This is a genomic window from Streptomyces sp. NPDC007095, assembly GCF_040634475.1.
Lineage (GTDB): Bacteria > Actinomycetota > Actinomycetes > Streptomycetales > Streptomycetaceae > Streptomyces.
In genome coordinates this window covers 1-24,962 of sequence record NZ_JBEYFS010000179.1, presented here as the reverse complement: position 1 = coordinate 24,962, position 24,962 = coordinate 1, and the positions used below count along the sequence as shown (strand labels likewise).

Genomic DNA, 24,962 nt, shown 5'->3' with positions numbered 1-24,962 from the left:
CCGACATCGTTGTCGAAAGCGCGGCCTGCCCGAGGCGCGGCCCTACGGGATGTGGCACGCCCCGAGGCGTGCGTACTACCCGGTTGTGATCGACAACGACTGCGGAGTCTGGAGCGCCTTCGGCAACCATTACCGGTCGGCGCCCTACTTCGTCGATGCGGACGACATCATCCGCGGCCACTGCTTCGGCGAGGGACGCTACGAGCAAACGGAGCGCTTCATCCAGCAGTTGCTCGGCGTCGAGCGCGAGTTCGTGGCGAGGAAACGGCCCTCGCGGACGGCGGGCAGGCTGATCTCCGGAGAGTACGCCTGGTAGACGGTGATAACCCGGTTGAGCACGACGTCCTCACGCCCGATCGTCCACTCGGCGAGATACGTCTAGGGCGTATCCAGATGGTCCCCCTCAGTCTCCGCGTCCACACCGAGCCCCTTCACAGAGAGCCGTCGCAGCAAGGTACGCCCAGGTCGGGTTGAAGCCGAGCGGACAGTAGCGCCCGACGGCACACCTCAGGGCCGTGTGACGTCGGGCGAGTGGCAACTGCTCGTCGCGCACCCTGCGCGCGTAGGTTCTGAAGCCCGCTCGGCGACGTCAGCCTTCGGCCCTGGCAACGCCGACCGGGCAGGACACGCCGGTTCCGGCGAGCCTGTTGTGCCATGTGACCCGTCGCTCACCTCGTGGGGTGGGCGAGCAAGCGGGCGACACCATGTCACGTCGACTCATCGGTTCCTGCTCAGGACCCGTACTTGGCCTGTGGGCCGGTGAGTCGGTCGGCGACGAGTGCGAGCCAGCCCCTGGGTGAATACGGTGCCGGAGGGTCGACCTCCATGCCCAGCTCGGCGACGGCGAGGGCGTAGTCGGACTCGTCGAGGTCGAGCGTGAGGAGTTCGTGCAGCTCGCCGACGAGCCGGGCGACGAGATGGGGGTCGGTGGAGGTTCGGTAGTCGTCGATGGCCGCGTCGTGGTCGTTGAACTCGTCCGGCATGTCCTGCGAGAACCAGCCTCCGAGGAACTGGCCCAGCTCGGGGAAGCGGGCGCGCCATTCCCAGTGGGTGGCGGGAGTGTCCAGGGGCGGGACCTCGCCCTCCTCGATGCTGTACTTCAGGTGATCGGCGAGGCAGTGCAGCCACTGCCGGATCTCGTCTTCGGGCAGGCCGACGTCGGGGATCGCGTAGAACTCCCCGAGGCGCAGCCGCAGGCGCCCCGGAGGATTCTCGGCGTAGTCCCGCAACTGTCGCTCGGCGATGGCGAGAGCCCACGGTCGCCTGTGCCAGGTCTGCCGGAGATAAGCAGTCAGGGCTTGACTGGCCTCGTCCGGGGTGTCGTCGGCCGGCTGCCCGGTGTAGGCGCGGATTACCTGGTCGAGTTCGCCGTAGCGGCGGTCGTGTTCGAGGGGGCTCAGGGGCACGGTGGTCAGCCTCTACGGGTCGTCTCTACAGGTAAATGGGGAAGGTGGCGTGAACGGTGAAGCCGTGGGGGCGGGAGGTGTCCCGCTTGAGGACCACGCGGGCCGCCCGGACATCGACAGGCTCCCGCCCGGCCAGCATCATCGCCTGCAGAAGGACGCGTCCGGCCGGCTCGGGCCGGGACGGCCAGGACGCCTCGATGGTCAGGCGCGGGCGCGTGGACTGGGCCAGCCAGCGATGGATGGCCTGCTCGTTGACGGTGACTACCTGCTGGGTGGCCCACTGGGCGGTCTCGCGGTCGGGGTAGGTGGCGGAACGGGTGCGCACCTTCGGTGTCCTCTCCTGGAAGCTGTGGGGGCAGCGATTGGCTAGTCGTCCTCGAAGCGCCAGAGCACCAGGACGTTCTCATCCGACACCCCGATGAGACAGATGTCGATGGTGGTGCCGGCAAGGGCATTGGCGTGAAAGGACGAGGCCAGGAAGTCGGCCTCTTCGCCGTCTTCCGCGTGCCCATGATTGGTGAAGAAACGTGCGTCATTCCCCACGGCGTTCAGGACGTCCCGCAGACAGGCGTCGCGTTCCACATCCGGTGTGCGAAGGGATTTCAGAGGGCCGTACAAAAGAGATCCGACCGAAATCAGACCGGCCAGATCCAGGGCTTTGTGGGGTGCAACCTGCAGGATGCCGTCTCGCAACTCCGTGCGGTCGACCTGCCGGAGCACGGGATGCTCCTGGATCGTGTCCATGACGGTGTCATGCCAGTCCGCGCCTTTGCGTGCTACGAGCGCGGCGAATGACCGACGTTCGTCGAAACGCCCCTGCACGCAGGCGGGCAGGCCCGTCTTCCTCTCCATCACAGATCCTCCCACGGTGTGCTCACGGCAGCGTCGGCATGGACGTATAGACCACATAGGGCGGGTGAAGGCCATTCTTATATTTAAGTACGACCTTCACTGTGTGTGTATCCTGCGCCGCACTTGCCTGAGGGTTCCCCGCCTCAACGGTACGCCCGGTCGCAGAATTGAACCCAACCGGATCTAGAGCCAGAATCGAACTGTCGCTACGCGGCCTGGAAAGCCACCTCTTGATCTTTTCCTGATTGTCAACGCCTGCGTTCTGCTGACCTGAATTAGCAGGCGGTCCCACATATTCCAGCGCGTCTTGTGTGTATTTCTGCGCGGAGGTCAGATCGGTGAAAGTGGAAGCGGCGTCGATCGTCGGCTGATCCCTGAGTCGCTGCGCGAGCTGCTCATCGGTCTTGCCCACGTGTTTGTCGATGATGTGGCTCCTGTGGACTCCCTCCTGATTCGCCAGGTCGATCGGATACACGTGGTTGGCTTCGCTGTCCCCCGGCACCGTGTACAGCGGGTTTCCCTTGAAATCGGTCAGGGCCCGCGCACCGAACGCCTCGGCCCTGGCCGACTCGGCATTGAAGGTCGGTGCGCTCGTGTAAGCCTCGTCCAGGGCCGGCAGCAGTGACTTGATTGCATGGGCCTGGCGGTGGACGCGGTTGTTGTAGGCCGACACGGCGTCGTTCAGGGCGCCCTCGTCGATGTCCAGCACGATGCCGACCGAGAGGTCCGTGACCAGGCCCTTGCCCGCTTCCCACAATCCTTTCACCAGGCTCTTTGCGTCCGTGACGTCCAAATTTCTGGGATCGAGTTGCTTGAGACTGTCGATGACGGCTTGGCGGTAGATCCGGTGCACATCGTGTCTGACGTCTTCGGCCGCCTTGGCGACGGCATAGACCGCGTCGACCACGGCGTCGCACGTGTCGAACAGGACGGCGAAGACGGGGTGGCTGGTCCCCCTCTTCGTGGCGTCGTCATTGGACCAGTCGTGTCCCTCGCGGGTTTTGCCCCAGGCGGAGGTTCCCCACAACGTGCTGCAGAACGTGCGCATCGCGTTGTACCAGTCCTGATTGGTCTGGTCCGTGATGGTGCCGATGAGGCCCGTGAGCGTTCCGTCCACCATGCCGAGCGTGGTCTGCGGCATCCGCCATGTCTGGGAGATCGAGTACAGGCGCAGGTGGTTGGGCAACGGCAGGATCGTCGCCGCTTTGCCCCAGCGGCACTCGTGCTCCAGCAAAGGCCGCATGACGGCCAGGACCGCGGCCTCCAGGCCTTCCAGGGCCTCCTGCATCCAGTCCTGGCCGGCGTCGATGTCCCCCCACTTGAAGTCCGTGACAGGACCGTATTTCGGGGGTGTGGTGATGACATGGGGGATGGGCCGGTGCGTCGTGTGCCCTGCCGGAGAGGGGTGTGTGGCGGCGTCGGCCGCCGCGTAGTTGTTCGCAGTGGTCGTGAAGCCGACCGCGGCGCCGCCGACGCTCACCACGGACTTGGCCCATACCTCGAGGAACCTGTCGGCGATTTGCAGGTAGGCGGTCGTGAAGTCCTTCATGGCCGACCCTCTGCCGCCGCCGTCGGGGTACCGGGCCAGTTCGTCGAGGAACGAATTGATGCCCCGGTCCAGGGGGTCCTGCTGCCCGGCCACACCTGTCGAGACCCCGTACAGGACGGACGGGGTCACGTCGATCGTTCCGCTCTGGGGGGCCGGCGGAGTGGCCATCAAGCGGCTCCCCAACCGCGCAGCACTGCTCGGTGTGCTGCCGCGTAGTTGGCGTGGCCGGTGACGACGTAGGCGTGGAGCCACTTCTGGGCTGCCTGCAGGTCCTGTGCGGAGCGGTTCCAGTCGTTGAGTTTCTGGACGAAGACCTCGCGGGCCTCACCCTTCCACGACAGGACGACGGGCTGGACACGCTCGTATAGGCCCTCCAGCTTGTCGTTGAGCTGCTTGAGGATGTCCTCCAGTTCGGTGGCGAGTTCGTGGAGGGTGGAGAAGGAGATGGTTATGCGGCCGTCGTCGGCGGCGGGCCTGGTCGACATGATCCCCCTTGGTGTCGGCAACTGGGCGTGCGAAGCGAGTGCCTGGTGTGCGGCTGCTCAGGTCAGAAGGAGTCGAGGCTGCTGCGCGGTGGTGACGGAGCACCGCCCGTCCCGATCTCCGGGTTCGGCGTGGAGAGCTTGCCGACTTCGCTGTTGATGTCCACCTGGATGCGCTGCATCTGTTCGAGCACCTCCAGGTCGTGTTCGCTGAACCCGTCCCGGCTCAGCCTTACGGCCCCCTCCAGCAGCTTCATCACTTCACGGATGCGTACGGCGTCCTCGGTGGCCGCCCGGTGGAACTCCCGGTACGCGGTGCCCGCTGGGCCGCGCCAGCCGGCCTCGATGCGGTCGACGATCGCGTCCATGCGCTTGACCTGCTTGTCGAGATGGTCCTGCATGTCGCCGAGGTCACCGGCGAGCTTCGTCAGGCCCTTCGACGACACACGCAGATCGGGGCCGCCTCCCTCGTCCGCGCTTGCGTCGGTTACTCCCATGTCGCATCCCCCGACTGGTCGGCATCTTGTGTCCCAACAGACTTAAGGATCTTACGGAAGGGGCACCAGTAACGGATGTACGGGGGAACAGAGCGAGACGACAGACAGCGGCGCGCTCAGGTCTTGGCAGACGCTACGCCGGTCAGGTACGTCGCAACCCACGCGGCCGTGGTGTCATGCGATCGGTGATCGATGCCACGGCCGGTTGGACGGAAGCTCAGGCCGGTCCAGTTACTCCTCCGGTACCTCCCGGCGCCGAAGCGATACCCGTCGGGCAGGACGCTCCCCAGTTGGTCCCGAACGGGGTACTTAGCTTGACCCCCGTCCCGCCCAGCCCGCAGTACCCGTCCGGGTTTTTGCTGCCTGAAAGGTACTGCTGGTGGTAGTCCTCCGCCGGGTAGAAGGTGCGGCCTTCCGCGGGGAGGAGTTCGGTGGTGATGGTGCCGTAGCCGGAGGAGGTCAGGACCTTCTGGTAGGCGGCGCGGGAGGAGGCCGCGGTGGCTGCCTGGGCGGGGGTGTGGGTGTAGACGGCGGAGCGGTACTGGGTGCCGACGTCGTTGCCCTGGCGGAAGCCCTGGGTCGGGTTGTGGGACTCCCAGAAGACCTGGAGGAGACGCTCGTAGGAGATGAGGCCGGGGTCGTGGACCACGCGGACGACCTCCGTGTGGCCGGTCAGGCCCGAGCAGACCTCCTCGTAGGTGGGGTGCTCGGTGAAGCCGCCCTGGTAGCCGACCAGGGTCGTGTACACGCCTGTCGGGAGCTGCCAGAACTTGCGCTCGGCGCCCCAGAAACAGCCCATGCCGAAGTCGGCGATCTCCAGGCCCTCGGGGTAGGGGCCGAGGAGGGGGTTGCCGAGGACGGTGTGCCGGTCGGAGACCGTGAAGATCGGCCCCGGGCGGCCGCGCAGTGCCTGTTCGGCGGTCGGGAGCTGAGGGGTACGGCTGTGCAGGAACATGCGGTCTCCACGGGTCACAGGGGCACGGGGCCGGGGCGCCGTGGTGCCTTCAACGTGTGAGCCCCGGTCGTGATTCCGGGGCCCGTACGTCCTCAGCGGGGCAGTGACGCCGGCGTTCCGCCGTTCGCCTCGTAGCCAGCCACCGCCAGGGCGCGGTAGAGCGCGTAGTCAGCCGCCGGGTCGGGTGTGAGGGTCCAGGGGAGGGCGCCGACGTGGCCGTCCACGTGCACCAGCTGGTTCATGGCCTCCGCCCAGCGCTCGCCGCGGACCAGGAAGAGCACCAGGAGATGGCGCACGTGCGCCAGCATCGGGTCGTCGGGGCGGGCCGCGTGCACCGCGTAGAGCGCGCCGTGGACCGCCTTGGTGACGACCTCGCTCTGGTAGAAGCCGCGGACCAGGTTCACCTCGGGGAGGTGCTCGAAGACCGCGAAGAGCGGCATGGCGGCCAGCAGGGAGCCCTGAGGGGCGCGGGCCGCCGCGGCCTCCGCGAAGGAGTACGCCACCTCCCGCGAGCCGTGCCACTTCTCGCACCAGTAGTGCAGGGCCGCCAGATGCGCGCCCATGTGGGCCGGCGCGCGGTCCAGGATCTTCAGCCAGAGCGCCTCGAACTCAGGCCGGGAGTAGGCGAGTCCGCGGGCCACCGACAGTTCGATGATGTACGGGATCGGGTCACCGGGGGAGAGCAGGGCCGCCTCGCCGCATGCCGTCCTCGCCTCCTCCATGATGATCCGGAACTCGTCCGTCCCCGGTGTCGACGTCCGCCACGCCTGCTGCACCAGGAACTCCGCGTGCACCGCCGCGCCGCCCGCGTCCTTGGGCTTCTCGGCCCGCCACACCCGCAGCCACTGCCCGCCCGGCGTCTCGCTGACCCCGCCCGGGCGCTGCTGCAGCTCCAGGGAGGCGGCGCCGGCGAAGGCCTGCACCCGCTGCCAGCGCGTCTCGCCCGAGATCTCCGTGCCCGCCAGGAGCTGCGAGGCCGCTTGGTAGTCCTGTGTGCGCTGCACCAGGTCCAGGACGTCCAGGAGGTCCCCGTCCGGCCCGGGCATGCGGATGTCCAGCTCCTCCTGACGCAGGAATCCGTAGTTCTCCGGGTCCGCCGCGTCCGGGTCGCCGGGCGAGACCAGCTGAATGCCGGTGCGCCTGCGCCTGAGGACCGGCAGCAGGACCAGGCTGAACATGGCCAGCGCCATCAGGACCCAGAGAATCTCCATGCCTCAAGCGAACCAGACGGGTCCGACAATTGGCCAACCCGGTCCGGTTCCGGTCCGGTCCCGGCCGCCCGCGCGGACCACGAGGTGCCGCCGTGCGGGCCACGAGGCGCCGCGCACAGGCCGTGAGCCACCATCAGCCCCGCGGGCGCACTACGCTCGGGACCCATGAGCGACAGGCACATCAGTCAGCACTTCGAGACCCTCGCGATCCACGCGGGCAACACCGCCGATCCCCTCACCGGCGCGGTCGTCCCGCCGATCTACCAGGTCTCGACCTACAAGCAGGACGGCGTCGGAGGGCTGCGCGGCGGTTACGAGTACAGCCGCAGCGCCAACCCCACCAGGACCGCCCTGGAAGAGAACCTCGCCGCCCTGGAGGGCGGTCGTCGCGGCCTCGCGTTCGCGTCCGGACTGGCGGCCGAGGACTGCCTGTTGCGTACGCTGCTCAGCCCCGGCGACCACGTGGTCATCCCGAACGACGCGTACGGCGGCACGTTCCGCCTCTTCGCGAAGGTCGTCTCGCGGTGGGGCGTCGAGTGGTCCGTGGCCGACACCAGCGACCCGGCCTCCGTACGCGCCGCCCTCACGCCGAAGACCAAGGTCGTGTGGGTGGAGACCCCCTCCAACCCGCTTCTCGGCATCACCGACATCGCCGCGGTCGCGCAGATCGCGCGCGAGGCGGGCGCCCGGCTCGTCGTCGACAACACCTTCGCCACCCCCTACCTGCAGCAGCCGCTCGCGCTCGGCGCGGACGTCGTCGTGCACTCGCTGACCAAGTACATGGGCGGCCACTCGGACGTCGTCGGCGGCGCGCTGATCGTCGGCGACCAGGCGCTCGGCGAGGAGCTGGCGTACCACCAGAACGCGATGGGCGCGGTCGCCGGGCCCTTCGACTCCTGGCTGGTGCTGCGCGGCACCAAGACGCTCTCGGTGCGCATGGACCGGCACAGCGAGAACGCCACCAAGGTCGCCGACATGCTCACCCGGCACGCGCGCGTGACCCGCGTTCTCTACCCGGGCCTCCCGGAGCACCCCGGTCACGAGATCGCCGCCAAGCAGATGAGGACGTTCGGCGGCATGGTCTCCTTCCAGGTCGAGGGCGGCGAGGAAGCGGCCGTCGAGGTCTGCAACCGCGCCGAGGTCTTCACCCTCGGTGAGTCCCTGGGCGGCGTGGAGTCCCTGATCGAGCACCCCGGGCGTATGACGCACGCGTCCGTCGTCGGCTCGGCCCTGGAGGTCCCCGCCGACCTCGTCCGCCTCTCCGTAGGCATCGAGAACGTCGACGACCTGCTCCAGGACCTGCAGCAGGCCCTCGGCTGAACCCGTCACCGGCCCCTCGGGGTCACCAGCCCGTCAGCGGTGGGGTCGTCTGCGAAGGCGGCTCCACCCAGGGACGGGCCATCGACGCCCACACCACGAAGGCGACGGCCGCGGCGAACAGCAGCAGCCACATCACCCGCCGGGCCAGCGTCCTGCGGCGCAGCATCCGGCTCCCGCGCCGCACGACGTCCGCGTACAGGTCGGGCGGCACGGGGGGCTGCTTGTGCTCCAGCAGCCGCCGTACGTTCGCCTCGCGCTCGGGCAGGTTCACGACCGCACCACCAGCCTCATGACCGCACCACCAGCCTCACGACCGCACCACCAGCCTCATGACGGCACCTCCGTGCTTCATGACGGCACCTCCGTGCTTCATGACGGCACCACCTTCGCCATGGTCGGTGCCGGTCCGCGCGGCGGGTGCAGCAGTGTCGTCATCGCCCGGGCACAGATCGCCCGGACCCGTTCCACGGGGAGCCCGAGCAGGGCCGCGGTCTGTTCCTCGGCGACCCCCTCGTACATCCTCAGGACCAGGATCAGCCGCTCCTGGGGCGTCAGCCGGGCCAGGACGGCCACGGAGCCGGAGCCGGATGGGGATGGAGATGGGCGGGAGCGTCCCAGAGCCCCGTACTGGTGCCACGCCCCACGCGCGAAGCGGACGGCCAGCTGCTGGCGGGCCCGGTCGTACGGGTCCTCACCGCGCAGCCGGTCCCAGGAGGCGTACGTGTGGGCGAGTGCCAGCGTCAGCAGGCGCCGCGCGCGCGGATTGGCGTTCGGCGGCTCCGCGGTGAGCAGTGTGGCGGCATGCAGCAGCCGCCCTGCCGCGCCCGCGACGAACGCCTCGAACTCCCGGGCCCGGCGGGCGCTTTGGAACGCACGCCGTTCTCGCACCACGCCTCCCGCCCGAGGACGACCCTGACGGAACCAAGGGTCCGGCCGTGTACGACGGGCCGCACCGCGTGCGACAAGGACCCGGTCTCATATGAGGCCAGACGCGGCCCCGCGGTCAAGAGTCCGGCGGGCACACACGTGTGAAGCCGAAAAGACACGCGCGGGTGAAGCCGCAAGCACACGCGCGTGTGAAGGCTCAGGAAGGCGGCGGGGGGCTCAGGAAGCCGGCTGTTCCCCCGCCGTGCCCCCCGTCGTGGCCATCCGGGACGAGAGCGCGCTGTTGAAGCGAGTGAGGAGCGAGCAGAAGGCCTCGCGCTCCTCCGGCGCCCAGTCGTGGGTCAGCTCGGCCATCAACTGACGCCTGGAGGAGCGCACTTCGTCGAGACGGGACTGCCCGCGCGGCGACAGTTGGAGCACCACGGCGCGTCCGTCCTCGGGGTGCGAGGTCCGCTTGACGAGACCGGTGTCGACCAGCGGGGCCACCTGCCGGGTGACCGTCGAGGAGTCGATGCCCATGCTCGCGGCGAGCGCCTTGACGCCCATCGGGCCTTCCTTGTCGAGACGGTTGAGCAGCAGGTATGCGGCGCGGTCCATGGAGTTGCGGACCTGCCCCACCCCGCCGAGCCGGGTCTGTTCGGCACGGCGCGCGAACAATGCGACCTCGTGCTGAAGCGTGTCGAGAAGACCGGTGTCACCGACGGTCGTCATGTCCATCGACATCTCTGGTGTTGTGGGCATGGCCGGGGGCTCAATTCATGCGTGGGGAGCTGGGTTGGGGGAAAGGGTACGCGGCTCGGACGCGGGTCGTACCGACGCTGAGTAAAACCGGTCTCGGCCCGTGGTCACACCAGGAGTCCTCGGGTGTGAACTGCGAGACTGGTGGTCATGAGCTACAGCACGGCCGACTCCTTGCCCAGGGTGACTCTGGACGACGTACGAGGCGCCCAGAAGATGCTCACGGGCGTGGCGCGGATGACCGCGATGGAGGGCAGCAGGTACCTGTCCCAGCTGGTGGGCGCCCCGGTGCACTTCAAGTGCGAGAACCTCCAGCGCACCGGATCGTTCAAGCTGCGTGGCGCGTATGTGCGGATCGCGGGGCTGCTTCCGGAGGAGCGCGCCGCGGGTGTGGTCGCGGCCAGCGCGGGCAACCACGCGCAGGGCGTCGCCCTCGCCTCCTCGCTCCTCGGCGTGCGCTCCACGGTCTTCATGCCGACCGGCGCCCCGCTGCCGAAGGTCGCGGCCACCCGCGACTACGGCGCCGAGGTGAGGCTGCACGGTCAGGTGGTCGACGAGACGCTGGCCGCCGCCCAGGAGTACGCGGCCGAGACGGGCGCGGTGTTCATCCACCCCTTCGACCACCCCGACATCATCGCGGGTCAGGGCACGGTCGGCCTGGAGATCCTGGAGCAGTGCCCGGAGGTGCGCACGATCGTCGTCGGGATCGGCGGCGGAGGGCTGGCCGCGGGCATCGCGGTCGCGGTGAAGGCGCTGCGCCCCGATGTACGGATCATCGGCGTGCAGGCGGCGGGCGCGGCGGCGTATCCGCCCTCGCTGGCCGCCGGGCGCCCGGTGTCGATCGACAACCCGGCGACGATGGCCGACGGCATCAAGGTCGGACGGCCCGGCGATGTGCCGTTCCGGATCGTCGAGGAGCTGGTGGACGAGGTCCGCACGGTGTCGGAGAGCCACCTGTCGAGCGCGTTGCTGCTCTGTCTGGAGCGGGCCAAGCTGGTCGTCGAACCGGCGGGCGCCAGCCCCGTCGCGGCGTTGCTGAGCGAGCCCGGGACCTTCGAGGGCCCGGTCGTCGCGCTGCTGTCGGGCGGCAACGTGGACCCGCTGCTGCTGCAGCGCATCCTGCGCCACGGCATGGCCGCGAGCGGCCGCTACCTCGCGGTCACGCTCCGGCTGACGGACCGTCCCGGTGCTCTGGCCACACTTCTCGGGGTGTTGTCAGTGGCGGACGCTAACGTCCTCGATGTGAGCCACGTACGGACCGATCCCCGGCTCGGGCTCACGGAGGTGGAGGTCGAGCTGCACCTGGAGACGAAGGGTCCGGAGCACTGCGCCGAGGTCGGCCGCGCCCTGCGCGAGGCCGGCTACACGGTCATCGACTGATCGAATGATCGACTGACATTCATCGTTCGAGGTCAGGACCCCTGTCCTCGAAGCTTGGAAAAATCTGTTGAGTGACGCGATACATCGCGTTACGGTGTGTGTCGCGCCCGGTCCTCGCCCGGCCTCCCGCTGCGCCCGTCGCAGTCTGTGAGGCGGGACGAGACGGGCAAAGGTAAGAAGTTACCGTGAAAATTCCCCAACGACGTGGAGAACTCACATGCCAGGCGCCATCTATGCCGAAGGCCTGGTGAAGACCTTCGGTGACGTAAGGGCTCTGGACGGCGTCGATCTCGATGTCCCGGAAGGCACCGTCCTGGGCCTGCTGGGACCGAACGGCGCGGGCAAGACGACCGCCGTCCGCTGTCTGACGACCCTCCTGCGCCCCGACAGCGGCAAGGCGGTCGTCGCGGGCGTCGACGTGCTCAAGCACCCCGACGCGGTACGGCGCAGGGTCGGCCTCTCCGGACAGTTCGCGGCCGTCGACGAGTACCTGACCGGCCGCGAGAACCTCCAGATGGTCGGCCAGCTCTACCAGATGAGGGCGAAGGCCGCGAAGGTCCGCGCGGCCGAGCTCCTCGAGCAGTTCAACCTGACGGAGGCCGCCGACCGCCCCGCGAAGACGTACTCAGGCGGTATGCGCCGCCGGCTCGACCTGGCCGCCGCGCTGGTCGTCTCACCGCCGGTGATGTTCATGGACGAGCCGACGACCGGCCTCGACCCGCGCAACCGGCAGCAGCTGTGGGAGGTCATCAAGCAGCTGGTCTCCGGCGGTACGACCCTGTTGCTGACCACGCAGTATCTGGAAGAGGCCGACCACCTCGCGCACGACATCTGTGTGGTCGACCACGGCCGTGTGATCGCCCGTGGCACCGCCGACCAGCTCAAGGCACAGACCGGCGGCGAGCGCGTCGAGGTCGTCGTGCACGAGCGTGAGCACATAGCGACGGCCTCGGAGGTGCTCCGCGGCTTCGGCAAGGGCGAGACGACCGTCGAGGAGCACACCCGCAAGCTCACCGTGCCCGTCACCGGCGGCGCGAAGCTCCTCGCGGAGGTCATCCGCGAGCTGGACTCCCGCGGCATCGAGATCGACGACATCGGGCTGCGCAGGCCCACGCTCGACGACGTCTTCCTCTCCCTGACCGGCCATGTCGCCGAGGTGAAGGACGAGGAGGGCGGGGCGGCGGGGGACGCGAGGGGCCGCAAGCCGAAGGTGGACCCCGCGAAGAAAGACCCCGCGAAGAAAGACCCGGCGAAGAACGAGACCGCGCAGACGGAAGCCGCGCAGACGGAGGCCACGAAGTGAGTGCCGTGACAGACGCCGTCCCCGCGACGGCTCCCCAGGGCGCCGTCGTCCAGTCCGTGCGCGACTCTCTGGTCATCGCCCGGCGGAACGTGATCCGCATGACCAGGATTCCCGAGATGGTCATTTTTGGGCTGATCCAGCCCATTATGTTCGTGGTGCTGTTCAGCTATGTGTTCGGCGGTTCGATCAACGTCCCGGGTGCGGGCCTCAGCCCGTCCGGATACCGCGAGTTCCTGATGGCGGGCATCTTCGCGCAGACCGTCACCTTCGCCACCGCGGGCGCCGGAGCGGGCATCGCCGACGACATGCACAAGGGCCTCATCGACCGCTTCCGCTCGCTGCCCATGGCGCGCGGCGCGGTCCTGACCGGCCGGACCCTCGCCGACCTGGTGCAGACGGCCCTCACCCTGGTGGTCCTCGCGGTCGTCGCCGTCCTGGTCGGCTGGCGCACGCACGAGAACTTCGGCAAGGTGCTGGCCGGATTCGCCCTGCTGCTCCTGCTCGGCTACGCGTTCTCGTGGATCGGCGCGCTGATCGGCCTGTCCGTACGCACCCCCGAGGCGGCCACCTCCGGCGGCCTGATCTGGCTGTTCCCGCTGACGTTCATCTCGAACGCGTTCGTGCCGTCGGAGAACATGCCTACGTTCTTGCGGACCATCGCGAACTGGAACCCGTTCAGCGCCACCGTGCAGGCCTGCCGCCAGCTCTTCGGCAACCTCCCGGCGGGCTATCCGGTGCCGGACGCCTGGCCCATGCAGCACCCGGGGTGGGCATCGTTGCTGTGGTCCGTGCTGATCGTCGTGGTGTTCCGAACGCTCGCGGTTCGCAAGTACCGCCGGGCAGACGCTTGATTCCTGCTTCTTCGCTGCGCCCCCTGCATGGCCGCCGACTAGGCGCAGCCTGACCAGGCAAGGATGGACCAGAGGCCCCGGCAGATGCCGGGGCCTCTGTCATTGCCTGTCAGGAGGTGAGGATGGAGATGCCGTCTCCGAGCAGCTTCAGCCCGAGAACGAAGAACAGGACTCCCATCACGGCGACATTGTGCTGGGCTGCCCAGTCCTTCCAGTTGCCGAGCGTGGTTCTGGCTCGCTCTCCTCCGAGCAGGAAGACCCCCAGTGGGGCCAGCAGGCCGAGGGTGGCGATGAGGACGAAGATCGCCAGCGATGCGATCTCCTGCCCGACCGGCAGTCCGGCTGAGCCGATGGAGGCGGCCGCGGCGATGGTCAGCGGGGCGTTCTTGGCGTTGAGCGCGGCCAAGGCCAGGCCGAGTCCGAAGACCTTGACCGGGGTGAGGCGGTCGATCGCGCCCATCCACTTCGGCAGCTGGGCTTGTGAGGCATCCTTCGGCCGCCGGTGCCACAGCCGGGCGCCGAAGAGGACGAGGAGCACGCCCAGCGCGAGCTTGAGGGCTCCCACCCAGGTGGCCGGGTGATTGTGGGCGGAGGCATTTGCGGGGGAAGCGATCGCCAGCATCACCGCGCCCAGTGCCGAGAGCCCCAGGATCCAGCCGAAGGTGAAGAGGGGGCCGTAGAGACGTCCCCGAGGCGTGGCGAGTATGAGGATGATGGCGATGATCGGGAGCGGGCTGATCGCGACGCCGGCCGCAAGACCCAGCACATCACCGAGAACTTTGCCCATGATTACCTCCTGGTGGGTGGGTCAGGGCGGCGATCGAGTTGAGCAAGGCTGGGCGGGAGTGAGCGACCGAACCGCTTGAGCGGCCGACTGTGGGACTGCCGTGTACGTACGCATGCCTGCTGGGGCCCTGGGCCCTGTCGTCAAATTCCCGTCTGCCCTGCGACGCCATGCACGCACTCTCACCGCACCAGGCACAGACCCGAGCACGTCCAGTACGAGGGCCTGTGCCCGGCACGCCGAGAGCACGCACCTGACGCCGCAGGGCCCGCCCTCCGGGCGGACGACGGGAATTTGACGACAGGACCTAGGCCGGGGGCGCACCCATCCCCGAAGTGGTCCCCATGAACGGCGAACTCCTCGGCACGGCCCCGGGAAAGCGGCTGCCCGGGAACGTGACGACGGCCAACTCGGCAAGTTCCCGATTCCATCTTCCTGCGCCTTCCAGGATCTGTCCTCGGGAGCTCCTCAGGACTCGGGCGCCCTGGCCTTGGTCGGCTGACCGCCAGCATGGCCGCCTTCTCGGAACTGGACGGCCATTCGGCACCCGAGGCGGCTTGCCTCACCCCCGGACGAAGACGCCGATCACGTGTCGTCCTGGCGCTGGACGACACCCATGGTCGGGGGTGCGAGGCGGTGCGCGTGGAGTGAGGATTGGAGGCGAGGGCGATGGCGCCTCATGTCCGAGCGCCTGGCGACCCTCGGACCGATCCGTGGCAGGAGAATCTCACGATGACTGCGACGACAGGTGCAGCCCAATCGGCTCAGCCCAAGCGTCCGGGCAGGTCGGATGGGGTCTGTAACGAGTTCACCGTCTTTACCAAGATCAAGCCGGGCCATGCTGATGCGTTGCGTGAGGATCTCGCCGCGATGGCCGACGCGGCGGCTGACGAGAACGTCCATGCGGCGGTACGCCAGATCGGCACCCTGCATGACGCACGGCACGTGATCTTCGACAACGACACCCGGTTCATGTTCGCCAGCGTTTTCGACGGCTCCTGGGACACCTACATCGACGACTTCGCCCAGACGGTGGTGGGGGCCCGCTTCGACAAGGTCTTCTCGCACAGCGAAGGATTCCCCGGCGTCACCGACCCAGGGGTGAAGGACTGGTTCGTCGCCCAGCAGGAGCCCGCGGGGGTCTTCGTCAGCGCCTATCCCGATCTGACCGTCCAGCAGATCTACAAGGACCAGCGCGTGGAGGAGGCGTTCGAGGCGGTGCTGGACACCCCCGAATTCCGGGCGGCGCTGGACAACCCGGCGAACGCCGAGTTGCTGGCCACGCCGGCCTTCCAGAAGCTGATGGAGGAAGCCGCGGCCTAGAACCCGGACACAGCCAACCCTCAGAGCCGACCCGACATCGGTGGACCGCGTCGGGCGCGGGTCGGCCGCTGCAGGTCCGCCCATGCAGAGGCCGATATGGAGGCACAGGCGATCATGAACACTGCGGCAAGCAGCAGCGCGGCCGGGGTGGGTGTCGAGATCGACGACGTCCAGAGCGGGGCACTGCGTCCACGGCCCGTGCCGTACGAGGGAAAGTTCGTCTTCCTGCGCGTCGACGACCGCCATGCCGGGCGCGCTCTGCTGCGGCGGCTGCTCCCGGTGACCTCGGGTGGTCTGCCCGGCGCGGACCGGAGCCAGGATGCCTGGGTCGCTGTGGCGTTCACCTACCAGGGGCTGAGGGCCCTGGGCGTGCCTCAGGAGTCGCTGGACAGCTTTCCGCGGGCGTTTCGTGAGGGCATGGCCGCCCGGGCGGAGCTGATCGGTGACGTGGGTGAGAGTGCCCCGGCCCACTGGGAGGCGCCGTTCGGAACGGGCGATGTCCACATCGCGTTGAGCGCACTCTCCTCCGACGCGGCGCAGCTGGACCAGGAGCTGGAGCGGGCCCGCGTCGCCTACGAGGACACGCCCGGTGTCCAGGTGATCTGGCAGCAGGACGTCCACCAGCTCCCGACCGGGCGCACCACCTTCGGCTTCCGCGACGGCATCAGCCATCCGAACATCGAGGGCGTCGGACTCCCCGGCTCGAACCCGCAGGAAGCCCCCATCAAGGCGGGCGAGTTCATCCTCGGCTACCCCGACGAGACCGGCAACATGCCGCCCATGCCCAGTCCCGATGTGCTGGGGCGCAACGGGACCTACGCGGCTGTGCGCAAGGTCCACACCAACGTGGCGGCCTGGCGGCAGTACCTGCGCGCGAACACCTCCAGCGCCGAGGAGGAGGCACTCCTGGCGGCGAAGATGGTCGGACGCTGGCCCAGCGGGGCGCCACTGACGCTTGCGCCGGAACACGATGATCCGGAGCTGGCGGCCGATCCGCATCGCATCAACAATTTCCTGTACCGGGAGAACGACGATCGCGGCTTCCGGTGCCCCGCCGGTGCGCACATCCGGCGCACCAACCCCCGCGATTCCACCATCATCGGCGACGCACGGATGCACCGCCTCATCCGCCGCGGCACCACGTACGGCCCGCCGCTGCCCGAGGGTGTGCTGGAAGACGACGGCGCCGACCGGGGCCTCGTCGGAGTCTTCATCGGCGCCCACCTGGAACGGCAGTTTGAGTTCATCAAGGCCGAGTGGGTCAACGACGGCAACTTCATCGGCTACCCCGGCGAGAAGGACCCGGTGGCCGGGCATCACGGCGGAACCGGCAGCGTCACCATTCCGGAGAAGCCGGTCCGGCGTCGCCTGCAGAACCTGCCCAGCTTCGTGCTGACCCGGGGCGGTGAGTACTGCTTCGTGCCGGGTCTGCGCGCCCTGCGCTGGCTCGCCGAACTGGAGGACTGAGGGCAGTTCCTCCCCCTGAGGCCCCACCACGGTCTTCGAGAAGAGGTCGACGTCATGGCAGCACAGTTCGTCCCCTACACGCCGGACGTCGAAGACGACGACCCGTACTTCGACCAGAACGTGCAGACGGTGATCGAAAAGACCGAGAGCTACATCGCCGAGTCGGTCGAGGCCGGTGGCACCGGCCGGGCCCTCCGCGACGCCCACGCCAAGGGCTACGGGCTGGTCCGGGGGGAAGTGGAGATCCTGGACGGGCTTGCGCCCGAGTACGCACAAGGCATCTACGCGACTCCGGGAACCCACGATGCGCTCATCCGCTTCTCCAACGGCTCGCCTCACGCCGGAGCCGACGCGCGACTGGGCGCCGCCACCGGACTGGCGCTGAAGATGTTCGACATCCCCGGCCCGACCCTGCTCGAAGACGAACCGGACTCGGGCACCTTCGACTACGCCAACATCAACGGGCCGATCTTCTTCTGCAACACAGTCGAGCACTACCTGTTCATCCAGGAACTGTTCCTGAACGCGCCGGCCTACTTCTCCCAGGGCCGACCCGGTGCGCGTCGTTTCTTCACCGATTTCGTGACCGGAAAGGGAACGCTGGACCAGGACAACTGGGCGTGGGACGAGTTCCTCGCCTTCCTGCGGCTGTCGAAGACCCCTCCGGCGAACCTGCTGCTGTCGAGTTACTGGACGATGGGCGCGGTCCGGCACGGGGACTACATCGCCAAGGTGCGCATCACCCCCGATCCGTCCTTCGCCGCCGCGGTGGTCCGGCGCACCATCGACCCGGCCTCCGCGCAGGAGGTCTTCCGACCGGCCCTGCAAGCCGAGCTGCAGGAGCGGCCCTACGCCTTCGACATCCAGGTCCAACTCTGCACCGACCTGGAGCGGATGCCGGTGGAGGACACCACCGTGGAGTGGCCCGAGCAGCTCTCGCCGTCCGTCACGGTGGCCAGACTGCGGTTGCCGCAGCAGGACATCTCCGGCCAGGAAAACCTGGAGAAGATGGACGCTCTGTCCTTCACGCCCTGGCGGGTCACCGCCGAGCACGCGCCCCTGGGCAACATCATGCGGTCCCGCAAGGAGGTCTACCGGCGATCCTCCATCGTGCGTCACAAGCTCAACCAGCAGCCGCGCACAGAGCCGCGCAGCGCCGACGAGGTACTCGGCCCGGCCCGGTGAAGCCGCTTCGGCGGCCTTTCGGCCGGTGCCTCGGCACTTCCCAGGGGAGGCTCGGTCCCCTTCAGTTCATCGCCGCGACATGGATGACGACTTTTCCCCGCCGATGCTTTCTGCGCAGCGCCTCATACGCGTTGCGCGTGTCGGTCAGTGCGACGACGCGGTCCACGACCGGGGCGAGTCGGCCGTTCTCGATGAGCCGGGTGATCGCATCCAGTTCGTCGTGGTTCGGCTCGACGATGAAGAACGCGCCGTGGGCACCGTGCTCGGCCGCCTTCTTCGGATCCGGCGGCGACACGATGCTGACGAGGACACCGCCTGGCCGCAGGACGGTCCAGGACCGTGTCTGCGTCTCGCCCCCCACCAGGTCCAGTACGGCATCGACGTCCTTGACGTGGTCCTCGAAGCGGGTGCCCGCGTAGTCCAGGACCTGTTGGGCGCCGAGGCCGGTCACGAAGTCACTGTCCCGTGCGGCCGCCGTCGCGGTGACCTGCAGGCCGAGGGCGGAGGCTATCTGTACGGCGAACGAGCCGACGCCCCCCGCCCCGCCCAGGATCAGGACATGCTGTCCGGCCTTCACAGCGGCGTGGTCCACCAGCGCCTGCCAGGCGGTGAGCGCCGCCAGTGGAACAGCCGCCGCCTTGTCGTGTTCCAGCCCTGCCGGTTTGGCCGCCAGAACGTCGACCGGCACGCTGACGTACTCGGCGGCCGCACCGTCACGTGTGAACGGGATGAGCCCGTAGACCTCGTCCCCCACGGCCGCAGCGGTGACCCCGGGACCGAGCTCGGACACGACCCCGGACACCTCATGAGAGGGGACGATGGGGGTGCGGTCCTTGCCCGTCGCGTCGAGGCGGTCGGTCCAGGTGGCGTCCCAGGTGAGCTCGTCCGAGGTGATGGAAGCCGCCCGAACGGCGACGAGCACCTCGCCCGGTGCAGGCCGCGGACGCGGCGCCATCTCGTACACGAGCTGCTCGGGTCCGCCACGGCTGTGGGCCCGTACGGCGTGCATGGTGTTCACGACGTGATCACTCCAAGAAGTCGGCCCGCCTCCCCTCTTCAGGGTCGCTCACGGAACGCGCTCTCGACAGTCGGCCGCTCGGCTATCCGGGCTATGGCTCCTCGTAGGGGATGCGGCTCAGGTGCACGACCGCGCCCAGGGTGCCCCACTCGTGGCCGCCGAGCTTGGTGAGCGGACGCAGACGTTCGGAGCTGGGCCGGTCGTCGACGACGTACTCCTCGTTCACTGCGGCGTGGAGCACCCGCCCGAAGACGAGGGTGGAGTTGCCCATCCGCAGGGTGGTGTGCGAACGGCACTCCAGGACGACGGGGGAGGCCGCCACCCTGGGCGGCCGTACACGCAGGCTTGGTTCGCGGTCGATTCCCGCGACGTCGAATTCGCTCACCGTCCGGGGGAAGTCGGTGGCAGTCGAGTTGATCAGCTCCAGCAGCGGTTCGGAGGAGAAGTTGACGACGAACTCCCCGGTGTCCTCGACATTGCGCAGAGAATCCTTGCGGCCGATCGAGGTGAACTGCACGATCGGCGGGTCGGTACTGGCGATGCTGAAGAAGGAGTGCGGGGCGAGGTTCTCGGTGGAGCCGTCCGACGTGACGGTGGAGATCCACGCGATCGGACGAGGGATGACGACCGACGTCATGAACCTGTAGAAGGCAGCCCCGCCCATGGCCTCGGGGTCGTAGTCGATGCGCATGGTGACAAGTCTCAAGTTCCACACGCTGTGTACGGGGCGCGGCACGCCTGACGGTGGTGACGCGGGTGTGACGATGCCCCCGGCGTGGCCGGGGGCATCGTCGCTGTGGTCGGTCCCGGCTCAGCCCTTGTAGGGCTCGGCCTTGAGGATCTTCACCGAAGCGAGCTTGCCGTTGGGCAGCTCGTACTGGGCGTCCTCGCCGATCTTCTTGCCGTTCACGCCGGAGCCCAGGGGGGACTGGGGCGAGTAGGTCTCGATGTCGGCGCTGGCGTACTCGCGCGAGGCGAGCAGGAAGTCCAGCGTGTCGTCCTCGTCGCCGTCGAAGGCGATGGTGACGACCATGCCGGGGGCGACCATGCCGTCCGCCGCGGGAGCCTCGCCCACCTTGGCGTTCTCCAGGAGCTGGGTCAGCTGGCGCACACGGAGCTCCTGCTTGCCCTGCTCTTCCTTGGCCGCGTGGTACCCGCCGTTCTCGCGCAGGTCGCCCTCCTCGCGCGCGGCCGCGATCTTGGCGGCGATCTCCGTGCGCGCAGGACCAGACAGGTAGTCCAGCTCGGCCCTGAGCTGGTTGTACGCCTCCTGGGTCAGCCAGGTGACGTTCTCGCTGGTCTGGGTCACAGGTGCTCCTCGTAGGTACTGGGAATACAAAGCATCGCCCTACCCAGAAGAATGTGCTTTCACGGGTGGGCGAAACCACGAGCCTAACAATTCCCAGGCAGAAGGGGGAGGACATAAGACATCAGAATTACGTCAACGCAGGTCAGCGCGTAGGTACCACGCGTGATGGCCGGAGGCGGCGGGCGGTGTCAGGGGGGCGACAGCGGGTGGTGTCAGTCGGCGTGGCAGCCGAGCAGCTCCGCCGTGCCGCCGCGGGAGGTGGTACGGAGCGTGACGACCTTGTCGATACGGGGGGAGTCCTGGTCGAAACGGAAGTCCGCGCGGCCCACCTCGCTGCCGTCGTCGGCCTGTGAGCGCAGTGTGCAGTAGCCGTGGGCGCCCGCGTCCTTGCGTACCTCCAGATGCACCTCGACCGCGTTGTCCGAGACGGCCTTGAAGGTGATCACCTCGGCGCTGATCTTGTTCGAGAAGACGTAGTAGTACGCGAACCAGCCCATCAGGGCGAGCAGGGCCACCCCCAGCACAGTGCCGATGACCTTGAGTTTCCGGTCCGCGCGCTCGTCCTCGGAGCGGCCGTACCGGCCCTCGGGCAGCTGTGTGCTCGCCGTGCTCATGATCGTCCTCTCGGGGACGGGGTCCCGGAATTATTCGTCCCCCGATTCCGTCACTATAGAAGCCGCCCATGACGCCGAAACACGCCGGGCGCCGACTTGCCGACTGGCCTCACCGGCCGACTTACTGAGGATCGAGTCTTGACTGACCAGCTGCGACTGATGGCCGTGCACGCCCACCCCGACGACGAGTCGAGCAAGGGCGCGGCCACCATGGCGAAGTACGTGTCCGAGGGGGTGGACGTGCTGGTCGTGACCTGCACGGGCGGGGAGCGCGGCTCCATCCTCAACCCGAAGCTCCAGGGCGACCAGTACATCGAGGAGCACATCCACGAGGTACGCAAGAAGGAGATGGACGAGGCCCGCGAGATCCTCGGCATCAAGCAGGAGTGGCTCGGATTCGTGGACTCCGGCCTTCCGGAGGGTGACCCGCTGCCGCCGCTGCCCGAGGGCTGCTTCGCGCTCGAGGACGTGGACAAGGCGGCCGGAGAGCTGGTCAGGCAGATCCGCTCGTTCCGTCCGCAGGTGATCACCACCTACGACGAGAACGGTGGTTATCCGCACCCCGACCACATCATGACCCACAAGATCTCGATGGTGGCGTTCGAGGGGGCGACGGACACCGAGAAGTACCCGGAGTCCGAGTACGGCCCGGCGTTCCAGCCGCAGAAGCTCTACTACAACCAGGGCTTCAACCGCCCCCGCACCGAGGCGCTGCACAACGCGCTGCTGGAGCGCGGTCTGGAGTCGCCGTACGGGGACTGGCTGAAGCGGTGGAGCGAGTTCGAGCGCACCGAGCGCACGCTGACCACACACGTTCCGTGCGCGGACTTCTTCGAGATCCGTGACAAGGCGCTGATCGCGCACGCCACGCAGATCGACCCCGACGGCGGCTGGTTCAAGGTCCCCATGGAGATCCAGAAGGAGGTCTGGCCGACCGAGGAGTACGAGCTCGCCACCTCTCTGGTCGACACCTCCCTCCCCGAGGACGACCTCTTCGCGGGCATCCGCGACAATGCCTGATATGAGCGCAAGCCTGGCACTGACGCACCTCGTTCCCCTGGCCAAGGAGGTCGACGAGAACAAGGTCACCCCCGGCGTCCTCGGTTTCATCGTCTTCGCGGCGTTGGCCCTGGCGGTGTGGGGCCTGATGAAGTCCATGAACCGGCACATGGGGAAAGTCACCTTCGAGGAGGACCCGGAGCGGCCCGGGAAGGGCGCCGCGGCGGCCTCCGGCAAGGGGAGCGGCCCCGGTTCCGGCCCCGGAGGGAAGGCCTCGCCCGCGAAGGGCTGAGCCTGGCGTGCGCACTCCGCCCGCGGGTGGCCGGAGTGCGCACCCTCACCCTCGGCACCGTCCTTTCGTATGCAGGGGTCTCTGCGTACGCAGGGGTCCCTCCGTATGCTGGGGCGGCCGTCGGCGTGGTCACACCGTGGCCCGCTCCAGCCTGTTGTCCATGCCGCACTGCAGGGCGTACGCGAAGCCGAGCGGGTTGCTCCACGCGTCGGCGAAGTGCCGGGCGAGCCCGTGGACGATCTCGCCCGCGGACTCCCGCCCGCCGAGATAGCGGGTGACGTACGCGTGGGCGTACTCGGCGGCGAACAGCTGCGGCATCTCGATCTGCGGCGCCAGCACCCCGCCCGCGCCCGCCTCGATGAGCGCGCCGCCCAGGCGCGCCGGCTCGGCGGTGGCGGGCAGTCCGGCGTAACCGGCGTTGAGGAACACCAAGGGGCGCTGCGGGAGCAGGGGTTCGGCGGGGCCGCGCTCGGCGAGGACCGCAGGGACGTCGATGTCCTTGCCGTCGCTCAACCGCAGGACGAACAGGGGGTCCCTGTCGTCGGCGAGGGGTCTGAAGTGCCCGTGGCACCAGAAGTACATCAGCTGCTCGTCGAGCCCGTCGGAGCGCAGGGCGCGCAGCAGTTCGTCGCACAGGGCGCGTTCGACGCGGACGGTGCCGGTGGCGAGGGCGCTTTCGACCTCGGCGGCCCGGGTGACGCCCTCCGGATCGATGCCCTTGTCGTGGTTCAGGCTCACCACCGGTGACGAGGGCGGCAGCCGGGCGTGCTCGTCGTCGGCGGGTACCGGGAAGCGCGGATGGTGGCCGCCGGTCTGCTCGATCTGGTGCCGGTAGCCGAGGAAACGGCGGAAGGTGTCGCTGCCGGGGCCACCGGGCCTGTTCGCGGTGTCCCCGGGCAGCGCGAGCATCGGCCAGGGCAGGAACAGGTCGGAGTCGACGCGGATGCGCAACGGCTCCTCGCGCCTCAGCGCGCCGGTCAGGATCTCGCCGAAGCGCCGGGTGCCCCGGCCGCCGTCGCCGAGCAGTTCCCCGTACAGCAGGTGGGAGCCCTGGCGGGCGAGCTCGTCGAGGATCCCGCGCAGTTCCTCCCGGGGTTCGGCGGTGAGATCCGGGCAGGTGGCGTACGGGAAGTGGGGGCGGCCCCCGGCCGGGATCCCACGCTCGTCCACGGGCTGGAAGTCGACCAGCTCCCGTTTCCACAGCGCCCGCAGATGCGCCGCGGCGGCGGTGACGGCGGCCGGCTTCACATTCAGCCTCAGGGCGTGCTCGGTCGTGGACGGGGGCGCGGCCGGGCCGTACATCCGGGCCCGGATGTGGTCGTCGGCGTCGGCGTCGAGGGCGAGGACCAGGTCCGGGTGACGGACGGTGGGGGCCGGGTGGCGGGTGAAGCCGCGGCTGGGGTCCTGGACGACCTGGCTGAGAAGTTCACGGGCCATCGGGCTCAGGCCCTCCGCGCGGACGCGGGGCGGGGCGCGGGAGTGGCCGCGGTGGGCCGGTGCGGCCCCGGATCGGACGGGACCACGTCGATCTCGGCCTCGACCTGCTGGAGGACGGTCCCGGTGGCCGGGTCCTCGACAGTGAAGCGCAGCCGGTGCGGGCCGGGGCGGTGCGGGGTGAAGCGGAACTCCGCTCCGTCGGCGGGGACGCCGTGTGGAGGGTCGATCTCCGCGTGGCCGAGGGAGGCCGCGCGGGCCGTGAGCGGGGGGAGCGGGGCGGTGGACCAGGGGTGCCCCGGCCCGGGTACGACCTGGAGGGCGATACGGGCGGGCACGTCCGGGACGGATACGTCGTCGAGAAGGGTCAGCCGGACGTGGGCCCTGGAGTCGTCCGGGCGGTCGCGGTCACCGGGGCGCGGGAAGCCGGGACGCGGTTCGGGCTGGGTGTCACGGGCCGCGCGCGGGATCAGCGGATCGCCGGCCTCGGTCCACCCGAGCGTGTCCAGCAGGGCGGCGGGGTAGCGGCAGGCCAGTTCGTACGGTGGCTCGCCGCCCGGGGACGGTCCGGCTTCGGCGAGGTCCACCCAGGCCTCGCCCGCCTCGTCGCCGATCCCGTGGAACACATGGCGGATCTCGGCCGCCCACTCGCCGTTCAGGAAGCGGTGGGCGGGGGAGCGGAGGGCGTACTCGAGCATGGTCCAGGCCCGCCCGTGCGGGCAGTCCGCCTCTTCGAAGTGCGCCAAGGCCCCCTCGAACAGCCGGTCCGCCTCACGCCGACGCTCATCCGTCCCGCCCGTTCGATCCGCGCCGTCCGTCCTGTCCGTCCTGTCCGTCCCGTCCGTCCTGTCCGTCCCGTCCGTCCCGTCCGTACGGGCCAGGGTCAGCGCGTGGTGGTGGAGTGTCCATGCCGTCCCGAGCCGGTCGGAGACCTCATGGAAGCGGCGCAGGACGTCCGTGAACTCCTCCTGCCAGGGAAAGCCGGGCTCGTCCGCCCGTGCCACGGTCCACCACAGGCGCGCCCAGGCGGCGCCGCGCCGGTCGCCCGCGCGCTCGTGCAGCCGACGCGCCTCGGCGAGGGCGTCCGGGTCCGGGGCGCCCGACCGAG

The 24,962-nt window shown here is 69.0% G+C and carries 28 protein-coding genes; 9 read left to right on the top strand and 19 right to left on the bottom strand.

What is annotated here, in order from left to right; all coding sequences use genetic code 11:
- Positions 1-198 precede the first annotated feature (198 nt).
- The 9 genes from ABZ656_RS42160 to ABZ656_RS42120 form a co-directional block, all read right to left on the bottom strand.
- On the bottom strand, positions 199-339 hold the full coding sequence (locus tag ABZ656_RS42160; RefSeq protein WP_360275694.1) for a DUF4291 family protein: 141 nt from the start codon (positions 337-339) through the stop codon (positions 199-201).
- A gap of 392 nt (positions 340-731) precedes the next feature.
- Positions 732-1,406 carry a contact-dependent growth inhibition system immunity protein gene (locus ABZ656_RS42155; protein WP_101400344.1) on the bottom strand — a complete coding sequence of 225 codons (675 nt, stop codon included), beginning with the start codon at positions 1,404-1,406 and terminating at the stop codon, positions 732-734.
- Between the two features lie 25 nt (positions 1,407-1,431).
- Entirely contained in the window at positions 1,432-1,731 is a 300-nt protein-coding gene (locus ABZ656_RS42150) for an RNase A-like domain-containing protein (RefSeq protein WP_075032352.1), read from the bottom strand.
- Positions 1,732-1,772: 41 nt separating this feature from the next.
- Positions 1,773-2,258 (bottom strand): hypothetical protein, encoded by a 486-nt coding sequence (locus tag ABZ656_RS42145; protein ID WP_101400345.1) that lies wholly within the window; start codon positions 2,256-2,258, stop codon positions 1,773-1,775.
- A 22-nt stretch (positions 2,259-2,280) separates the two neighbouring features.
- Complete coding sequence (locus tag ABZ656_RS42140; protein ID WP_101400346.1) at positions 2,281-3,936, bottom strand: RNase A-like domain-containing protein; 1,656 nt, start codon at positions 3,934-3,936, stop codon at positions 2,281-2,283.
- 38 nt (positions 3,937-3,974) lie between these two features.
- On the bottom strand, positions 3,975-4,292 hold the full coding sequence (locus ABZ656_RS42135; protein WP_101400347.1) for a WXG100 family type VII secretion target: 318 nt from the start codon (positions 4,290-4,292) through the stop codon (positions 3,975-3,977).
- A 62-nt stretch (positions 4,293-4,354) separates the two neighbouring features.
- Positions 4,355-4,786: a WXG100 family type VII secretion target gene (locus ABZ656_RS42130; RefSeq protein ID WP_075032348.1), complete on the bottom strand. Its 432-nt coding sequence runs from the start codon at positions 4,784-4,786 to the stop codon at positions 4,355-4,357.
- A 217-nt stretch (positions 4,787-5,003) separates the two neighbouring features.
- Positions 5,004-5,741, bottom strand: coding sequence for a peptide-methionine (S)-S-oxide reductase MsrA (msrA, locus tag ABZ656_RS42125; protein WP_101400348.1), 738 nt, complete (start codon positions 5,739-5,741; stop codon positions 5,004-5,006).
- A gap of 92 nt (positions 5,742-5,833) precedes the next feature.
- Entirely contained in the window at positions 5,834-6,952 is a 1,119-nt protein-coding gene (locus ABZ656_RS42120) for a hypothetical protein (RefSeq protein ID WP_101400349.1), read from the bottom strand.
- A 165-nt stretch (positions 6,953-7,117) separates the two neighbouring features.
- On the opposite strand from ABZ656_RS42120, the gene ABZ656_RS42115 reads away from it, so the two are divergent.
- Positions 7,118-8,272: a cystathionine gamma-synthase gene (locus ABZ656_RS42115; RefSeq protein WP_101400350.1), complete on the top strand. Its 1,155-nt coding sequence runs from the start codon at positions 7,118-7,120 to the stop codon at positions 8,270-8,272.
- A 22-nt stretch (positions 8,273-8,294) separates the two neighbouring features.
- On the opposite strand, the gene ABZ656_RS42110 is transcribed toward ABZ656_RS42115, so the two are convergent.
- The 3 genes from ABZ656_RS42110 to ABZ656_RS42100 all read right to left on the bottom strand — a co-directional run bounded on the left by ABZ656_RS42110 (position 8,295) and on the right by ABZ656_RS42100 (position 9,880).
- Complete coding sequence (locus ABZ656_RS42110; RefSeq protein ID WP_101400351.1) at positions 8,295-8,543, bottom strand: hypothetical protein; 249 nt, start codon at positions 8,541-8,543, stop codon at positions 8,295-8,297.
- A gap of 98 nt (positions 8,544-8,641) precedes the next feature.
- Positions 8,642-9,160 carry a sigma factor-like helix-turn-helix DNA-binding protein gene (locus ABZ656_RS42105; RefSeq protein WP_180362039.1) on the bottom strand — a complete coding sequence of 173 codons (519 nt, stop codon included), beginning with the start codon at positions 9,158-9,160 and terminating at the stop codon, positions 8,642-8,644.
- Positions 9,161-9,376: 216 nt separating this feature from the next.
- Positions 9,377-9,880, bottom strand: a complete 504-nt coding sequence (locus tag ABZ656_RS42100; RefSeq protein ID WP_101400352.1) for a MarR family transcriptional regulator — start codon at positions 9,878-9,880, stop codon at positions 9,377-9,379.
- Between the two features lie 165 nt (positions 9,881-10,045).
- Here ABZ656_RS42100 and ilvA point away from each other — a divergent pair, with 165 nt between their 5' ends.
- From ilvA to ABZ656_RS42085, 3 genes are all read left to right on the top strand, one after another.
- A complete protein-coding gene (gene ilvA, locus ABZ656_RS42095) occupies positions 10,046-11,275 on the top strand; it encodes a threonine ammonia-lyase (RefSeq protein WP_101403710.1) in 1,230 nt (409 codons plus the stop codon).
- A gap of 217 nt (positions 11,276-11,492) precedes the next feature.
- Positions 11,493-12,578 (top strand): ATP-binding cassette domain-containing protein, encoded by a 1,086-nt coding sequence (locus ABZ656_RS42090; RefSeq protein ID WP_360275684.1) that lies wholly within the window; start codon positions 11,493-11,495, stop codon positions 12,576-12,578.
- Positions 12,575-13,429 carry an ABC transporter permease gene (locus ABZ656_RS42085; RefSeq protein WP_101400353.1) on the top strand — a complete coding sequence of 285 codons (855 nt, stop codon included), beginning with the start codon at positions 12,575-12,577 and terminating at the stop codon, positions 13,427-13,429. Before ABZ656_RS42090 ends, ABZ656_RS42085 begins: the two co-directional genes overlap by 4 nt.
- A 109-nt stretch (positions 13,430-13,538) precedes the next feature.
- On the opposite strand, the gene ABZ656_RS42080 is transcribed toward ABZ656_RS42085, so the two are convergent.
- Entirely contained in the window at positions 13,539-14,216 is a 678-nt protein-coding gene (locus ABZ656_RS42080; RefSeq protein WP_360275681.1) for a GAP family protein, read from the bottom strand.
- 846 nt (positions 14,217-15,062) lie between these two features.
- Between ABZ656_RS42080 and ABZ656_RS42075 the strand changes: the two genes are divergently transcribed.
- From ABZ656_RS42075 to ABZ656_RS42065, 3 genes are all read left to right on the top strand, one after another.
- Entirely contained in the window at positions 15,063-15,536 is a 474-nt protein-coding gene (locus ABZ656_RS42075; protein ID WP_360275678.1) for a hypothetical protein, read from the top strand.
- Positions 15,537-15,650: 114 nt separating this feature from the next.
- Positions 15,651-17,003, top strand: a complete 1,353-nt coding sequence (locus ABZ656_RS42070; protein WP_360275675.1) for a Dyp-type peroxidase — start codon at positions 15,651-15,653, stop codon at positions 17,001-17,003.
- A 54-nt stretch (positions 17,004-17,057) separates the two neighbouring features.
- Complete coding sequence (locus tag ABZ656_RS42065; protein ID WP_101400357.1) at positions 17,058-18,188, top strand: catalase family protein; 1,131 nt, start codon at positions 17,058-17,060, stop codon at positions 18,186-18,188.
- Positions 18,189-18,249: 61 nt separating this feature from the next.
- On the opposite strand, the gene ABZ656_RS42060 is transcribed toward ABZ656_RS42065, so the two are convergent.
- From ABZ656_RS42060 to ABZ656_RS42045, 4 genes are all read right to left on the bottom strand, one after another.
- A complete protein-coding gene (locus ABZ656_RS42060) occupies positions 18,250-19,197 on the bottom strand; it encodes an NADP-dependent oxidoreductase (protein ID WP_101403711.1) in 948 nt (315 codons plus the stop codon).
- Between the two features lie 100 nt (positions 19,198-19,297).
- Positions 19,298-19,897, bottom strand: a complete 600-nt coding sequence (locus ABZ656_RS42055; protein WP_360275671.1) for a flavin reductase family protein — start codon at positions 19,895-19,897, stop codon at positions 19,298-19,300.
- Positions 19,898-20,017: 120 nt separating this feature from the next.
- On the bottom strand, positions 20,018-20,515 hold the full coding sequence (gene greA, locus ABZ656_RS42050) for a transcription elongation factor GreA (protein WP_054234773.1): 498 nt from the start codon (positions 20,513-20,515) through the stop codon (positions 20,018-20,020).
- Positions 20,516-20,727: 212 nt separating this feature from the next.
- Complete coding sequence (locus ABZ656_RS42045; RefSeq protein WP_101400359.1) at positions 20,728-21,129, bottom strand: DUF4307 domain-containing protein; 402 nt, start codon at positions 21,127-21,129, stop codon at positions 20,728-20,730.
- 159 nt (positions 21,130-21,288) lie between these two features.
- Between ABZ656_RS42045 and mca the strand changes: the two genes are divergently transcribed.
- Both mca and ABZ656_RS42035 read left to right on the top strand, forming a co-directional pair.
- Positions 21,289-22,149: a mycothiol conjugate amidase Mca gene (gene mca / locus ABZ656_RS42040; protein WP_075032337.1), complete on the top strand. Its 861-nt coding sequence runs from the start codon at positions 21,289-21,291 to the stop codon at positions 22,147-22,149.
- The gene (locus ABZ656_RS42035) at positions 22,142-22,420 is read left to right on the top strand and encodes a hypothetical protein (RefSeq protein WP_360275666.1); all 279 of its coding nucleotides are present in this window, start codon (positions 22,142-22,144) and stop codon (positions 22,418-22,420) included. Before mca ends, ABZ656_RS42035 begins: the two co-directional genes overlap by 8 nt.
- A gap of 129 nt (positions 22,421-22,549) precedes the next feature.
- Here the strand turns inward: ABZ656_RS42035 and ABZ656_RS42030 are convergent, their stop codons facing one another.
- Together ABZ656_RS42030 and ABZ656_RS42025 are read right to left on the bottom strand one after the other, a co-directional pair.
- The gene (locus tag ABZ656_RS42030) at positions 22,550-23,857 is read right to left on the bottom strand and encodes a hypothetical protein (RefSeq protein ID WP_101400361.1); all 1,308 of its coding nucleotides are present in this window, start codon (positions 23,855-23,857) and stop codon (positions 22,550-22,552) included.
- 5 nt (positions 23,858-23,862) lie between these two features.
- Positions 23,863-24,962 (bottom strand): hypothetical protein (locus ABZ656_RS42025; RefSeq protein ID WP_360275663.1); only part of this gene is annotated, 1,100 nt, incomplete at its 5' end.

Excerpts from the sequence above, each read along its gene's own strand:
- ABZ656_RS42145 (WP_101400345.1), bottom strand. The coding sequence starts at position 2,258 with ATGGAGAGGAAGACGGGCCTGCCCGCCTGCGTGCAGGGGCGTTTCGAC.
- ABZ656_RS42135 (WP_101400347.1), bottom strand. The coding sequence starts at position 4,292 with ATGTCGACCAGGCCCGCCGCCGACGACGGCCGCATAACCATCTCCTTC.
- ABZ656_RS42130 (WP_075032348.1), bottom strand. The coding sequence starts at position 4,786 with ATGGGAGTAACCGACGCAAGCGCGGACGAGGGAGGCGGCCCCGATCTG.
- msrA (WP_101400348.1), bottom strand. The coding sequence starts at position 5,741 with ATGTTCCTGCACAGCCGTACCCCTCAGCTCCCGACCGCCGAACAGGCA.
- ABZ656_RS42120 (WP_101400349.1), bottom strand. The coding sequence starts at position 6,952 with ATGGAGATTCTCTGGGTCCTGATGGCGCTGGCCATGTTCAGCCTGGTC.
- ABZ656_RS42115 (WP_101400350.1), top strand. The coding sequence starts at position 7,118 with ATGAGCGACAGGCACATCAGTCAGCACTTCGAGACCCTCGCGATCCAC.
- ABZ656_RS42100 (WP_101400352.1), bottom strand. The coding sequence starts at position 9,880 with ATGTCGATGGACATGACGACCGTCGGTGACACCGGTCTTCTCGACACG.
- ilvA (WP_101403710.1), top strand. The coding sequence starts at position 10,046 with ATGAGCTACAGCACGGCCGACTCCTTGCCCAGGGTGACTCTGGACGAC.
- ABZ656_RS42090 (WP_360275684.1), top strand. The coding sequence starts at position 11,493 with ATGCCAGGCGCCATCTATGCCGAAGGCCTGGTGAAGACCTTCGGTGAC.
- ABZ656_RS42080 (WP_360275681.1), bottom strand. The coding sequence starts at position 14,216 with ATGGGCAAAGTTCTCGGTGATGTGCTGGGTCTTGCGGCCGGCGTCGCG.
- ABZ656_RS42070 (WP_360275675.1), top strand. The coding sequence starts at position 15,651 with ATGAACACTGCGGCAAGCAGCAGCGCGGCCGGGGTGGGTGTCGAGATC.
- ABZ656_RS42065 (WP_101400357.1), top strand. The coding sequence starts at position 17,058 with ATGGCAGCACAGTTCGTCCCCTACACGCCGGACGTCGAAGACGACGAC.
- ABZ656_RS42060 (WP_101403711.1), bottom strand. The coding sequence starts at position 19,197 with ATGCACGCCGTACGGGCCCACAGCCGTGGCGGACCCGAGCAGCTCGTG.
- ABZ656_RS42055 (WP_360275671.1), bottom strand. The coding sequence starts at position 19,897 with ATGCGCATCGACTACGACCCCGAGGCCATGGGCGGGGCTGCCTTCTAC.
- ABZ656_RS42045 (WP_101400359.1), bottom strand. The coding sequence starts at position 21,129 with ATGAGCACGGCGAGCACACAGCTGCCCGAGGGCCGGTACGGCCGCTCC.
- mca (WP_075032337.1), top strand. The coding sequence starts at position 21,289 with ATGGCCGTGCACGCCCACCCCGACGACGAGTCGAGCAAGGGCGCGGCC.
- ABZ656_RS42035 (WP_360275666.1), top strand. The coding sequence starts at position 22,142 with ATGCCTGATATGAGCGCAAGCCTGGCACTGACGCACCTCGTTCCCCTG.
- ABZ656_RS42030 (WP_101400361.1), bottom strand. The coding sequence starts at position 23,857 with ATGGCCCGTGAACTTCTCAGCCAGGTCGTCCAGGACCCCAGCCGCGGC.